The organism is Paenibacillus sp. cl141a (assembly GCF_900109305.1).
GTDB lineage: Bacteria > Bacillota > Bacilli > Paenibacillales > Paenibacillaceae > Paenibacillus_AQ > Paenibacillus_AQ lautus_A.
Map to the genome: position 1 here is coordinate 60,841 of NZ_FNZO01000001.1, position 13,122 is coordinate 73,962.

General features: G+C 49.1%; 14 protein-coding genes. 10 read left to right on the forward strand and 4 right to left on the reverse strand.

Annotation, left to right across the window (positions count from 1 at the left end; genetic code table 11):
* Nucleotides 1–26 precede the first annotated feature (26 nt).
* Entirely contained in the window at nucleotides 27–485 is a 459-nt protein-coding gene (locus tag BMX45_RS00305; protein ID WP_090907932.1) for an NUDIX domain-containing protein, read from the forward strand.
* A gap of 64 nt (nucleotides 486–549) precedes the next feature.
* Here BMX45_RS00305 and BMX45_RS00310 read toward each other — a convergent pair whose 3' ends face one another.
* Nucleotides 550–1,611: an S-layer homology domain-containing protein gene (locus BMX45_RS00310; protein ID WP_254777906.1), complete on the reverse strand. Its 1,062-nt coding sequence runs from the start codon at nucleotides 1,609–1,611 to the stop codon at nucleotides 550–552.
* 527 nt (nucleotides 1,612–2,138) lie between these two features.
* On the opposite strand from BMX45_RS00310, the gene BMX45_RS00315 reads away from it, so the two are divergent.
* Complete coding sequence (locus BMX45_RS00315; RefSeq protein ID WP_090907936.1) at nucleotides 2,139–2,816, forward strand: class I SAM-dependent methyltransferase; 678 nt, start codon at nucleotides 2,139–2,141, stop codon at nucleotides 2,814–2,816.
* Between the two features lie 40 nt (nucleotides 2,817–2,856).
* Nucleotides 2,857–3,333 (forward strand): DinB family protein, encoded by a 477-nt coding sequence (locus BMX45_RS00320; protein WP_090907938.1) that lies wholly within the window; start codon nucleotides 2,857–2,859, stop codon nucleotides 3,331–3,333.
* An 80-nt stretch (nucleotides 3,334–3,413) separates the two neighbouring features.
* Here BMX45_RS00320 and BMX45_RS00325 read toward each other — a convergent pair whose 3' ends face one another.
* The 3 genes from BMX45_RS00325 to BMX45_RS00335 all read right to left on the reverse strand — a co-directional run bounded on the left by BMX45_RS00325 (nucleotide 3,414) and on the right by BMX45_RS00335 (nucleotide 8,181).
* On the reverse strand, nucleotides 3,414–4,985 hold the full coding sequence (locus BMX45_RS00325; RefSeq protein ID WP_090907940.1) for an acetamidase/formamidase family protein: 1,572 nt from the start codon (nucleotides 4,983–4,985) through the stop codon (nucleotides 3,414–3,416).
* 221 nt (nucleotides 4,986–5,206) lie between these two features.
* Entirely contained in the window at nucleotides 5,207–6,691 is a 1,485-nt protein-coding gene (locus BMX45_RS00330; RefSeq protein WP_090907942.1) for an endonuclease/exonuclease/phosphatase family protein, read from the reverse strand.
* Between the two features lie 398 nt (nucleotides 6,692–7,089).
* On the reverse strand, nucleotides 7,090–8,181 hold the full coding sequence (locus BMX45_RS00335) for a class I SAM-dependent methyltransferase (RefSeq protein ID WP_090907945.1): 1,092 nt from the start codon (nucleotides 8,179–8,181) through the stop codon (nucleotides 7,090–7,092).
* 440 nt (nucleotides 8,182–8,621) lie between these two features.
* Between BMX45_RS00335 and BMX45_RS00340 the strand changes: the two genes are divergently transcribed.
* The 7 genes from BMX45_RS00340 to BMX45_RS00370 all read left to right on the forward strand — a co-directional run bounded on the left by BMX45_RS00340 (nucleotide 8,622) and on the right by BMX45_RS00370 (nucleotide 13,104).
* Nucleotides 8,622–9,071, forward strand: a complete 450-nt coding sequence (locus tag BMX45_RS00340) for an NUDIX hydrolase (RefSeq protein ID WP_090907946.1) — start codon at nucleotides 8,622–8,624, stop codon at nucleotides 9,069–9,071.
* Between the two features lie 59 nt (nucleotides 9,072–9,130).
* Complete coding sequence (locus tag BMX45_RS00345; protein ID WP_090907948.1) at nucleotides 9,131–9,673, forward strand: YfiT family bacillithiol transferase; 543 nt, start codon at nucleotides 9,131–9,133, stop codon at nucleotides 9,671–9,673.
* 91 nt (nucleotides 9,674–9,764) lie between these two features.
* Entirely contained in the window at nucleotides 9,765–10,235 is a 471-nt protein-coding gene (locus tag BMX45_RS00350; RefSeq protein WP_090907950.1) for an NUDIX domain-containing protein, read from the forward strand.
* The gene (locus tag BMX45_RS00355) at nucleotides 10,228–10,947 is read left to right on the forward strand and encodes an HAD family hydrolase (protein WP_254777907.1); all 720 of its coding nucleotides are present in this window, start codon (nucleotides 10,228–10,230) and stop codon (nucleotides 10,945–10,947) included. Before BMX45_RS00350 ends, BMX45_RS00355 begins: the two co-directional genes overlap by 8 nt.
* 18 nt (nucleotides 10,948–10,965) lie before the next feature.
* The gene (locus tag BMX45_RS00360; protein ID WP_254777908.1) at nucleotides 10,966–11,856 is read left to right on the forward strand and encodes an alpha/beta fold hydrolase; all 891 of its coding nucleotides are present in this window, start codon (nucleotides 10,966–10,968) and stop codon (nucleotides 11,854–11,856) included.
* 15 nt (nucleotides 11,857–11,871) lie between these two features.
* Nucleotides 11,872–12,387 carry a hypothetical protein gene (locus BMX45_RS00365; protein WP_090907954.1) on the forward strand — a complete coding sequence of 172 codons (516 nt, stop codon included), beginning with the start codon at nucleotides 11,872–11,874 and terminating at the stop codon, nucleotides 12,385–12,387.
* Nucleotides 12,388–12,417: 30 nt separating this feature from the next.
* Nucleotides 12,418–13,104 carry a class I SAM-dependent methyltransferase gene (locus BMX45_RS00370; RefSeq protein ID WP_090907956.1) on the forward strand — a complete coding sequence of 229 codons (687 nt, stop codon included), beginning with the start codon at nucleotides 12,418–12,420 and terminating at the stop codon, nucleotides 13,102–13,104.
* Nucleotides 13,105–13,122: the final 18 nt, after the last annotated feature.

Genomic DNA, 13,122 nt, shown 5'->3' on the forward strand with positions numbered 1-13,122 from the left:
TACAAGTGAGAGAGGATTATGCTGAAATGAAAATCATAGTGACAGGCGGCGCCATCATCCAGGATCATCGAGGGCGGATATTGCTCCAGCGGCGCTCGGACTACGGCAATTGGGGTCTTCCCGGTGGCGGTATGGAGGCCGGAGAATCCGTTGAAGAGACGATGAGACGGGAAGTGCTAGAGGAAACGGGGTTGGTCGTACTCGATAGTGAACTCTATGGAGTCTATAGCGGATCCAGAATGCAGTATCGATATCCGGATGGAAACGAAGTCGTGTTTGTCATGTTTGTTTTTAACGCTACGGCGGATTTACAGGGAAAGACGGAGGAGACAGGCAGATTACTGATTCATCACGATGAGTACAATGAGTCACTGCAGCTGGAATTCAAGGCATTGCATGAGATCGATCTAGAGGATATCAGTTCTGTACAAAGACCGGTATTTGAGGATCTACGCAATGGAAAGGCAAACATTTTAAGAACTTGATATGTTTGTACCATGATAAAAAAGGGAGTGCATACTGTATGCAACAGTTATGCACTCCCTTTTGTCATTTTAATTGGAGATTGGGTTCATACCATGTGGCTTGGGTAAAGTCCTGGAAAGTATCAGCGTAATAATACATAACTTCAATGTTGTTATTTTCGCCGGTTGCTTTTTGACCCTTGCTTCGGATAATGGGGATGAATTCCGCATAGTATGCGCCATTCAAAGGGATTCGAACAGGCTGCTTAGGGTTGCTCAACTGCTCGTAAGTATAATAGGATGGCTCCCCGTTCACGTTGATCTGCAAGTCGATTTTCTCCGTAGCCTTCAAGGCCAGATAGAATTCCGGCAGGGCATCGGAATTCACCAAAGCGAAGTCATAAACCGGACTTTGTCCGTGTCCTGATGGGGAACCCGCATAGATAAAGTTTCTTGTGCCATTCGGAATGAGATCATCCGGCGATGGTTCCCGGACATAGTCGCTGCCACTATAATAGTCGTAAATTCGATGCAGGACGACCGCTGTTTCGGCTAACGTTACCTTTTGATTCGGGCGAAAATATCCTTTGGCGTCGGGTTTCATGATCCCGGCCTCGGCAAAGCCGAGCAGGGCATAGGCTTTGACGTGATCGAGATCGGAGGCTAAGGAAAGCCCCCATCTTTTGTCTTGCATCAACCCGATTTCGGGCGCTAGTGGCTGATAGGCATACTTCCACTTATCATATTGCTTGTAGGAATTGAAATTTCTTTTGGGTAGGTCTTTAATCGCCCGCAATCTCGCGATATCCTCACCGTCGTATAACTCCAAGGAATAACCAATATCATCGAACAGCGTATTCAGCGTAATCAACAAGTCCCAGCGTGTTAACACTTTCTCCGGTATATACTTGAAGGTTTCATCGTTGTAATTGATTCTGTCTGCGGCTCCGATTAATCCGTTCGGCGCTGAAGGTATGCTGCCGTAAACATCCTTAAAAATCTGGTAGGATGGGTGCCCGTTAGGGACGCCGGGAATGTTGATATTCTTATCAGCATCGACCCGGAAATCGGTAAACAGCCGGTGAACCATAAGGGTCAGATCGGCTTTGGTCACCACCCTGCCTAGCGTTTTTGTCCGATACTCCATGTTCTCAAAAACCCCATGGGATCGAAGGAAGTCAATGGACTCATTGGCCCATGCATACTTGGCTTGACCAGATTCCGCCGCACTTGCCACGGATGTCATGCAAAACGATAAAATAAGGGTTAAAGATAATAATTGACGCCACCTTTTTAAAAACATGAAATCCTCCTGTATGTATCGATAGATTGGATTAATATTCCTCCATTGTAGACGACAAATTATGACAAGAGCAATGTTTTTTTGGTCCTCCTTACCTATTGAAAGAGAGCCGGTTTGCATTGTCCTTGATCCGAACGTATGGGAAGCGAAGACGAATGCCGGGGAAATCGAATGAAAGTGGATGATGTTCAACGGGAATTTTAAATGTAACCGTTGACATTACGGAACAAAATGGTAATATTTTAAGACATTAGCAATAGCGGTTATTTCGTTGATTCGGTACCTGTTGGCATGCCCAAGATTATGTAACGACAGGGTTGTGCCATCTTGGATTGTGAATGCAGTACAGCCTATCACGGAGGGGGGAACGCATGGGAATCGACTGGTATGACATGATCGCGCGCAGGAATGGCGGCTATAGAGGAAGAGCGGTGTGTACCGTAGTCGGAAGGTCGGCGGAAGATGTGTTTGAGGAGCGGCTGGTGGAGATGCTGCCGCAGTATCGTTCCGTGCTGGACGCAGGCTGCGGGCATGGCGAGTTTACGCTTCGAATGTCCAGACATGCTGAGAGGATCATTGGCTTTGACAATTCCGCGGAGATGATTCGAATCTCCCAATCCATGCTCGAGAGCAGCGGAACCCGGAATGTGGAATTCGTGTTTGCCACAACGAAGACACAAATGCCTTTTCAAGACGGGCAATTCGACCTTATCTATGACCGCAGAGGACCTACCTCCATCCTGGAACATCCCAGGATATTAGCTTCAGGTGGTACCATCTTCGGGATACATAACGATGTGACTCAGGTACGAAGGCGATTGTCGGAGTATGGCTACATGAATGTCGAGATTGAGGAGTATAATGAAGCGATTATGTACTTCCCGAATGCCCGCGAATTTGCATTAAACCTGTCGGATACGCCAGGCAATCCCGATTATACTTTACCGGAAATGAAGGGTGAGCTCGAGGCCAGGATACGGGAGAATCAGATCGACGGCCGGCTTGGAGTCCGCGAGCACAAATATATCTGGAAAGCGATGAAGGCATGAATTAGGGATCTTTTATCATACCGAATAAGGAGTGTGCGATATGGATCATGAGTTCAACCGGAAGTGGCTGGAGGACAAATTTGAAAACATCCGCAGCCGTATCTTGAAAGCGTTGGTGCAGTTAAACGATGAGCAAGTGAATTGGCGGCCCAATCATTCCAGTCTGAGCATATCTACGTTGATCAGGCACATCGAAGGCAACATTCAAGAACGGGTCATGAAAGGAATATTGCAACAAGACGTTGCCCCGCGAAACCGGGAGCAGGAGTTGACCCAGGTATTTGTCAGCCGGGATGATCTGATCCAGATTGTGAAGAATCGGTTTCAGTTCCTGATCGATACGGTGAAATCCATGTCGAGTCAGGACTTTGAAAGGGTTCAACCGGTCCGGGGAAAAGAACGGAGCAATCTCGACATCCTGCATCAGTGCGCCACGCATTATTCGGAGCATATGGGTCAAATTTTTTATATCGCCAAGCAGTGTTTGACGGTTCAATATAAAACCACATCGATCTAATAAACGAGTCCCCCTTAGATGGCGTTTCCAGCTAAGGGGGACTTTGTTTCGGTAGAATCATATAGCGACTGTGTACAAGATCAATCCAGGGAAGGCGTTACGCTGGCTTTCAGCACATTCCCGCTGGTGGTCCAGTTCACATGGGCCCCGAACAGAGCAGGGATCGTCTTGATGGGAATCATGGTTATGCCATTCTTCATGATGGCCGCTTCGCTGTTGTACACCGCCTTGCCATCCATTTCATAGATCGCCTGTCCGATCGGGACGGTTATGCTTTTACCCGGGGCGGTTGCTAAGGCTGCATGCCGCTTAGGATCCCATTCCACTTCATAGCCCAAACCTTCAGCGAGCGGACGGAGGGGAACATAGAACTCATCCCCGATGATGGAGGAGCCCAGGGCGGAACCATTGATGGCGATCGACAGCTTGAGATTGTTAATAAAATGCCGCTTATGAATCAGCGCATGAATTCCTTTGGTTTTGTCCACCACCTGGGAAACCTCGTAGTCCGTAGCCGCACTCATGTAAGCGTAAGCCGTTGCGCGATCCATGCCCAGCTTCTCATTCAAGAAGCCAAGGGCTTCGCGTACCGCTTCCTTCATGGCCTCATCCAGATCGGGGTCAAGACCGACGGGAATCCAGTAATCCTCCGTTTCGGCAAAAGGCTGCTTGAGCTCTGTACGCGGCAAGGATGGGTCGCCAGCTTTCAGCACCGTCAACCGGAAGGTGCCGCGAAGGGAAGCCTCCATTGCGGTCAAGGCAACCTCGCCATCTCCCTGTGCAAAATGAGGATCGCCGGTATAGAAGAGCCCGCCTTTTACCTGAATCGGAAGATACAGCGTAGACCCGACGCCAAGCTCGTTGATATCGATGTTGCCTCCGGTTTCGATCGGCGGGACGCTGCTAACTTTTTCACTGGTATCCGGTGCGACGCCCATAAGTCCCATAAAAGGCTTGAGCGGGAAGCGGACATGCCCGCCCTGTTCAACGGGAAGCACGCCATAGAGTTTACCGTTGATTTCCTCTACCGGCGTGAATTTGGAAATGTTTTGGTATAACTCGGGATTTGCTGGGCTTGCTCCTTCTTTACGCCCGTCATTCTCGGGATATTCGCCGGGAAGGGCACCCTTGTAATGCCGGTTCGATATGACGCCATAGGGAACCCGGGGGGTGAGAGAAAGAACCTCGATCTTCAACACATCCCCAGGTTCTGCTCCCTGGATTTCGATCGGTCCCGTGACGACATGCGGTCCATCGTTGTCAAAATCATGCTGCAGCTCAGAGGCAGCAACAGCTTTAGCGTCATTTAGCACTTGATCCGGCCGGATGCCGAAAGAAGCAAAATACTTCTCCGGATTCCTTCCCTGGTCTTCAAGGATGCCTTCATGGGATATCGTATCAAACGTGACGGTGCTGCCGGAGGTGACGGTTATGATGGATTTGCTGTCCCGATTCGGAAGATGCCCCCAGCTGATATTCTCTACGGTGCTGGGGACATAATAATCGGCTCTGAGTTGCTCATTGCTGGTGGATTGCAGGATGGGAAACGAATCGAGGGCAGCGGCTTGCGCGGGTACAGCGGCGAACAAGGAAATCGTACATAAAGCTGCGGTGATGGAATGAAAGCGAGTATTTCTTTTCCTTGATGACATATTATCTCCCCCATATCCTGTGCACATTATCAATCTAGCAGCATTATACATGGAGAAGGATAAGTTTAACAATATTTATGTCATTTTATATGACATGAAAAGATGAAATTAATTACATAGAACTAGATTTCTGAGGGTGAATACCTAAGAAACCTTCCACGCACCATGAGCCTGAGTCACGGCATGTGGAAGGTTTATCTGTTTTTTTTGGAGTATGAAGCTTACGGCTGACCAGGGGAAGGGCGCTGAAACGTGTCTTTTTTCTGCATAATGCTTATTAGCGGCTCAGGCTCCTGATAGGTGATCGATTCGTTCACACCGGCATCCAGCTGTCCGTTATTAAACTGGACCCCTACAAGATGCGTGCCGGATGGCGATGAAATACCCAAGGAACGTCCGCTGGTGGAGGTTCCGTTCAGGCCCTGATTGTTGCCCGGCGTGAAGACGGCAAGCACCTGAGACGGTAAGAGCTCATCCCCATCGGCATGATAGTTGGCAAGGAACTGCTCCAATCCCAGGTCATAACAGCAAGGCTGCTTCTTGATCCAGACCACCTTGGTTTCATTCGGGCCGATAAGGGTGTTGGTGCTGTAGCGATCCTTCGTAATGGTCCATCGGTTGGACTTGGATTTGTCGAACGGAAGGGCAGGATCGTAATAATAGTAGATTTGATACCCTTCCAGGTCGATTTCCCGGTTCGTGGGGTTATAGATCTCCACATAATTGTAATTCCCTTGCTCGTTCGAGTTGGCGACCACTTCGGTGATATGCAGAGCCGTGGTCAAGGGCTGCTTAGGCACCGTTTCTCCGGTGGTTTTGTTGGATTGTTGCAGGGTGCCCTCCATCATGACGGGATAATGATCGCTAGGGTATTGGCCGTCTTCCTTGTAGTTGATAATCTCGCTGTGCAGGACATTCCAACCTTGGCCGTGCAGAATCCAGTCGATCCGGTTTCCGCTGCCGCCGCCCGTAGGGTCCTTGTAGTTATGGAAGGTTCCCAGATCATCGTTGGTTCGCTTCTTGGCCGTGACATGCGCATCCGACAACCCGTTGCTTGTAAAAATCGAGTACGTATCGCTCCCCGGAAGCGTGTTGAAATCGCCGGTGATTACAACGGGGATATCCGGGTCAAATGCCTTCATCTTATCAACGATAAGTGCGGCGCTCTTCTGCCGGGAAACCTCGGATTGATGATCCAGATGCGTGTTGACCATATAGAAGGTCTTGCCGTTTCGAAGATCCTGAAAGCGAACCCAGGTTGCCATCCGCGGAATTTGGTTGCCCCAACTGGCCGAGCTGATCGTCTGGGGCGTATCGGACAGCCAAAAGTGAGACTGCTCCAGTGGCCTCAGCCGTTCCGTATTATAAAAAATCGCCATATATTCCCCTAAGCTCCCGCCTTCACGTCCGACTCCGATCCGATCATATCCCGGCAGATCATTCTCCAGATCCACGATTTGCCGGTGGAGTCCTTCCTGAGTTCCAATGACGTCCGGCTGATGCTCCAGGATGAGGTTCCTGGTGACTGGGCGGCGCTTCTCCCAGGGCTGACTGTCATTGGCGGCATACCGCAGGTTGAAGCTCATAACCTTTAAAGGACCTGACGATGCTTCCGCGGTGCTTCCCATTTCGCCGGAAGCGGATAGCGATGCCGTCGTCAGAAATGTAAGCATCATGAACAGGCTGGTGATTTTGGGGATCCTCATTAAAATTCCTCCTTTGTCATGTGCAAGAATATGTTCCTACTTGAATGCTGGCAGGTTATTTGCCCTCCCTTCCTGATTTGCCCATATCATATCGTATTTTTAGCGGGCTGCGTATTTACAATTTTTTAGGTTTTTGCTGTTGTTTTGGTTATTCGTGGAGGAAAGCCACATATGATCCGCTGCGGGTCGATCCATGAAAAGTTCATCAGGCTGTTCGTAATATGTAAACCTGGCCCCGCCTCTCCGGTTGTTCCCGGCTCCGCGGCGGTACGGCACAAGAATGAGGCCAAGAAGACCATTGTCCTGCAGGCCCCTTTGACCTCAATACCGTCATTATCGTAAATAACGTCTCAAGAAGCACAGGCTCCCGAGGTTTAGTTCATTTGTAACCACACATTTCAGGTTTTTAAGAATACGCCGAGTTCCCTTACTTTCCCTGTGCCCGATGTGGCCGCCAACTTCACATACCGGGTGAAATGCGTATTTTGCAGCAGTATCGATTTTTCCGTTTCCGGTTCGCCGCCGGATTCCCAGAAAAGCATATCGGTAATGCATTGATTGATTTTTCGCAAAAAAGCGTTACGGATATACGGGTCTCCCATATGATGATAAAAAACGGTTAACAGGAGGCCGATCTCATACTGCTGAAGTCTTGATGAAGATTCGAAGCGGTCCGGAAGCAGGTCAAAGTTCACCCTTTCCAGCCGATTCAGCCGCAAAGCCAGATCATAATGCTCAGCCAGCGGCTCCAATCCGGTTACGTGCGCACCTTCGCGGGCGAAATGCCGCGCGTAATATCCGATATTGCAGCCGATATCGATCACTTTCGCGCCGAGAAGAGAACGTGAACCCAAGAAATCCATAATGACATCAAGTCTGGTCGGATAGGTTTGATCGCGCTCGCTCTTTAAATGAAGATAGGAAGGGTGCAGTATGGGGGTATAAATAAGGCTCCGTTGATATCTTTGAAAAGAATCGGCAACCTCTGACAGCCCTTCGATATTCATCCAGTCCATATAATCTTCGCTGGACATTTTGACTTTCATGCTCCTTTTACCTTGGCAATACAAAAAAGTAGACCTGTGATGCCCGTCCCTCAGGTTAAAATAACCCCCTGCGCGATTAAATTTCACCAAAGGCGGGTCTTGGTGAAAAAAAGCGCTGTTGGACGACAGATCCACCTTCATTATATGATACTGATTTTTCCTAAAGGCGAGGACCTCTTCATCCTGTAAAGGCGGGTCGATTCCCCTGGTGAGAAAGATCTTCTTATACCAATCCAGGTACGCGGACGGGCTGGCTAGTTCGTTCATGAAATATCGGTACAGGCTCTTGTGCGAATCAAAACGCATGATCGGCATATCAGCGGAAAGCTTGTGATGTTCGTACCAGCTATCGGTGTAGTTGGGAATATCCCTTTTTCTTTCCTCCGTAACCAGATCCGTGAACAGCAGTTCGATCGGGACATCAACATTTACATACCCGGACATCGCTCAACCTCCAATTTATCGTAGTTCCCTTATATTCGAAGAAAATAAATAGGATTCAGCAATCTCCGATAGGAATGTTCAGTAGAACGTGCTTGCTTCTTGCAATATTGGCATTCAGAAGGGTAACCGGAGAATTTGACATCATGATCATGGGGTGATGTTCTGGAGCATTCAGTCTTTAATAATATACTCTCTGCCCTATCGGCTTGACCCGACGCGTGACTCTATCTTAAAAAAAAGACTTCTAGCAGCGGTGGGTCAAATGCTTGAGAAGGAGAGGCATTCAAGTTGAAGGTTCAATAACGTCGTGCCGATTGCGTGTTATGTGCGTTAACGGTAGAATAAGGGGAGTTACCAGATAATTCATCCAAGAACCCTCCTCGTGGTTAACGCCAAAGGTGGGTTCTGTTTATGTAGATCATGTGCAAAGGATTGTGGATATGACGGAAAATGGGATCGTGCTTGTGGTCAGCATTACCCTCGTACAGGGGGATCAAGTGTTCATCATCCAAGAAAATAAACCTTCGGTTCGGGATACCTGGAACTTCCCGGGAGGGCGTATCGAGCCTGGAGAAACGATGGTTGAGGCGGCTATTAGAGAAGTGAAGGAAGAAACAGGGTATGTAGTCCAACTGACGGGCACTACAGGGGTTTATCAATTCTTGAGCAGTTTGAATTACCATGTCGTCATGTTTCATTTTACCGGAATCGTGACGGGAGGCTCGCTTGAATTGGGTGCGGAAGAGATCAAGGATTGCCGCTGGGTCACGCTGCCTGATATCTTCGCGGATGACAGCATGAAATTCCGGGATGCCGAAGTCATGAGGCGAATTGTGGAGAGCCTCGAAAAAGGCGTACAGCACCCGCTTGCGCTGTTTCATCCGTCTTAACTGCTTCTAACTTCGGGGTCATCGCATAATCATAATTCTTAGTTGGAGGAGGTAAGGAAGTGGTGGTCAGTATACGTTATCCCCTGGGCTCCTTTGAGCCATTGGTAGAGCCGACTTTGGAGGACAGACAGAAGTTTATACAGCAGATCCCTTCAATCGTACCGACGCTTCGGCAACTCATCATGAAGTGTCCTCTTTCTCAGCTGCATATGCCATACCGTGAAGGTGGCTGGAGCATTCAGCAAATCGTGCACCACCTCGCCGATAACGACATGAACGCTTACTTGCGATTTAAACGGGCATTAACCGAGGATGAGCCGCTGGCTAGCTCGTATCGGGAGGATTTATGGGCTGAGCTGAGCGATTACACGGAAGTTCCCGTGGAGAACTCGCTTTCGCTTCTGGAAACACTCCATTTTCGTTTTCTAATCCTGCTTAAGGATCTACATCCCGAGGATTTCAAAAGAACCATGAGAACCCAAGTGCTCGGCAGCATTACCCTGGACATCGCCTTGCAGCGATTCGTATGGCACAACCAGCATCATATCGCACAGATTCGATCCATAGCGAACCGTGAAACTGTGAAGTTACATAAGGAATGAGCCCATATGAGCTGGAGATCCAGGTCATAAGAAGCTAGATTTTAAGCCTTTCATGTCAGCAAGAAGAACCAAACCAAAGGAGCGTAAAGCCATGGGAATGTCGGATTACTATAAAGATTTGAGAGAGAAGATCGGAGATCAGCTGATATTCATGCCGTCCGTTGCAGGCATTATCCGAAATGATCAGGATGATATTTTGTTCGGAAGGAAGCATCAGGAAGAATTATGGGGCCTTGTAGCAGGCGCCATCGAGCTGGGTGAGTCGCCGGCGGAGGCGATGATTCGCGAGGCGAAGGAAGAGACGGGGCTTGATATCAAGCCTGAACGAATCATTGGGGTATATGGCGGAAAAGAACACCGATACACGTACGGCAATGGGCACCAAGTGGAATACCTCACCATTGTGTTCGAGTGCAGCGTTGTGAGCGGTGCGTTGGACCCGGAGAATGACGAGTTTGCGGAGCTGGCGTTTTTTCCGGAGAATCAGCGGCCACCGACGGCTTTGAAATATCCGGAGCCTATTTTCATCAAGGGAAATGGAGAGCGGGCTCATTTTGAATAGAAAGCAGGCTTCCATGACAGTAAAAGCGATCATCTTCGATCTGGATGAGACATTAACGGACAGAAGGGCAGCAATTAACACGTTCATCAAGCGATGGATTGCCAGGTACTTTCCCGACTCCGATGAAGCTGCTCAAATGATGATAGCCAAGCGATTCAAGGAAGCGGATCATAACGGCTATCGGGATAAGCGCGAAGTATATGAGATGCTGGTCGAGCAGCTTCCGTGGGTAAATCCCCCGAAGGCGGATGAATACCTGTCATTTTTCAGACGGGAAATCGCTTGTTGTATCCAGCCGATGGATCAGCTGGTTTCCGTCCTGCGTGAGTTGAAGACTTGGGGACTTAAGCTCGGCATCATCACCAATGGAACCGTTCAAGTCCAAGAGGGCAAGATCCATCAGCTGGGGATTCACGAATACTTCGATTCTATCGTGATCTCCGAAGAGGCTGGCGTCAAAAAGCCGGATCCGGCCATCTTTACGAGAGCTCTGAGCCAACTTCACGTGATGCCATCAGAGACATGGTACGTCGGAGACCATCCGCATAACGATATTATCGGGGCAGCACAATGCGGCATCAAAGCCATCTGGTATACGAGAGACGGGAGATGGGACGACTCTCTGGACGTGAAGCCATACAGGACCATACATAAGCTGGAACAATTGATCCCTATATATGCCGAACACCATGAAGGCAAGTGCATAAGATAAAAGTTTATGTCATTGGAGGTGCAGATATTGAAGCGATTCAAAAGCAATCATGGACAAAAGCTCGTCTATGCATCCTACGACCGCCTGCTGTCAGCGTGGACGGTGCCGTATGAGCAGCATAATGTTTCTACTTCCTACGGTATCACTCACGTCGTAACGGCAGGTTCTTCGGATCTTCCTCCGCTGCTGTTGCTGCATGGAACGGGCGATAACGTCGCCATGATGTGGATATATAACGTGGAGGAGCTATCCCGTAACTTTCATATCATCGCGGTGGACAATATCGGAGGGTCCGGGAAGAGCGAGCCGAACGACAAGTATGCTCGCGAATTCAATCAGGCAACATGGTTGGACGAGGTCCTTGAGGCGATGAATGTGGACGCTGTCTATATCGCGGGCGTATCCTATGGAGCTTATCTGGCCTATCATTATGCCATCGTCAGACCGGATCGGGTGAACAAGATTGTTTGTTTGGCCGGCAGCATTGCCGGAAGCCAATTTGAAGTGATGAGCAAAATGATGCGGGCTTTTCTGCCGGAAGCCTTATTCCCTTCGGAACGGAATGTGCGTTCATTGCTTCGTAAGCTGTGCGGTACCCATGCGGATGCCTTTGAGAACAACCCGGAGCTTATGCAGCACTGGTTCTACTTGCTAAAGTACTTCAACAATCGCTCCATGATGAAGCATGCGATTACGATCCATTCGCCTGCCGACATTCAGGTTATTCGCAGCAAGTCCTTGTTCGTCATTGGCGAGCGGGATTTGCTTAGTCATTATCCGAAAGCGGTTGCCAGATTGGAGACGAACGGGATGCGCTACCGCATCGTTAACGGGGCCGGTCACGCCATTAACCATGAGATGCCGGAGATCGTTCATGAAGAGATTATAGGCTTTTGCAAGGAAGCTTGAGCGAGGTGTGCCGATATGAAAATGAGACGTTGTGCCGCTTTAATCATCATTGCGCTTGCCTTGCTAGGCGTGGTTCTATTCGGCAATATGATGACGCCTCGGCCTGGCAGCAGCTCCGGAAACGGCAATCCTGCCATCCTGCTGCTCATCCCTTTAAGCATTCTTTTTCTTATGTTGGTCTATCAATGGATTCGTATTTTTAAAGATCTGAAGATGGCTTTCAGCTGGTTATGCCTTGTGATCTTTGCTCTGGCTGGCTATATCCTAGCGGGTTATGCATACCAGCTTCATCGACTCGAAATCTATAGAGAAATCCTAGCCGAAGCTTTCCAATTGAGGTGGGGCCAAACGGACTGGGATCACATCGAATCGATAACGTCCGGCGGACTCCTATCGATACATATGAACAATCAATTTTTCAATTGGAACACGTATTTCATGATGATTGCCTTCTCGCTGCTTCTGTGCTTCATGTACAAACTGATACAGCAAATTATGAACAGAAGACAAGGAACATCCGCGGAGAATTAATTTCCGTAATCTGGCTGGGGGGGACAAAACATGTCTATTGATGAAATTTACGACAAGCAGGCTCAAGCCTATGAGGCCATGGTTAGCAGACAGCCTGATTTATCTGAACTTATCCGTAGGGTCAGGCCGTACGAAGGACTGGATGTCCTTGATTTGGGGGCAAGATCAGGCCGATTATCCATGCTGCTTGCCGCCGACGCTGGATCATTGATCTGTACCGACATATCGCAACCCATGCTCGATATTTTGGACGATAAATGCTCTGAAGCAATAGACTCTCGCAATTGGACCACAATGGTTGCGGATCATCGCAATCTCCCGGTTGCTTCATCGAGTGTAGATCTGATTGTATCGGGCTGGAGCATTAGTTATCTGGCCAATTCCAGTCACGAGGAATGGCGTGAGAATCTTGAACTTGTGATGACGGAGCTGCATCGAGTCTTGAGACCCGGGGGGACGATCTTGATACTGGAAACGATGGGAACCGGAACGGAGACGCCGAATCCTCCCGAATTCCTAACCGGTTATTACGCTCAATTGGAGCATCAATACGGATTTAGCCATCAGTGGATTCGGACCGATTATGTTTTTGATACGGTAGAGGAGGCATTGCTAAACACAGGCTTCTTTTTCGGTGAAGAGTTAACGGACAAGATCATAGCGAACCAATGGTCAACGGTGCCGGAGTGCGCGGGGGTCTGGTGGAAGCATGTTTAATTAGGGGGTGACACGGCC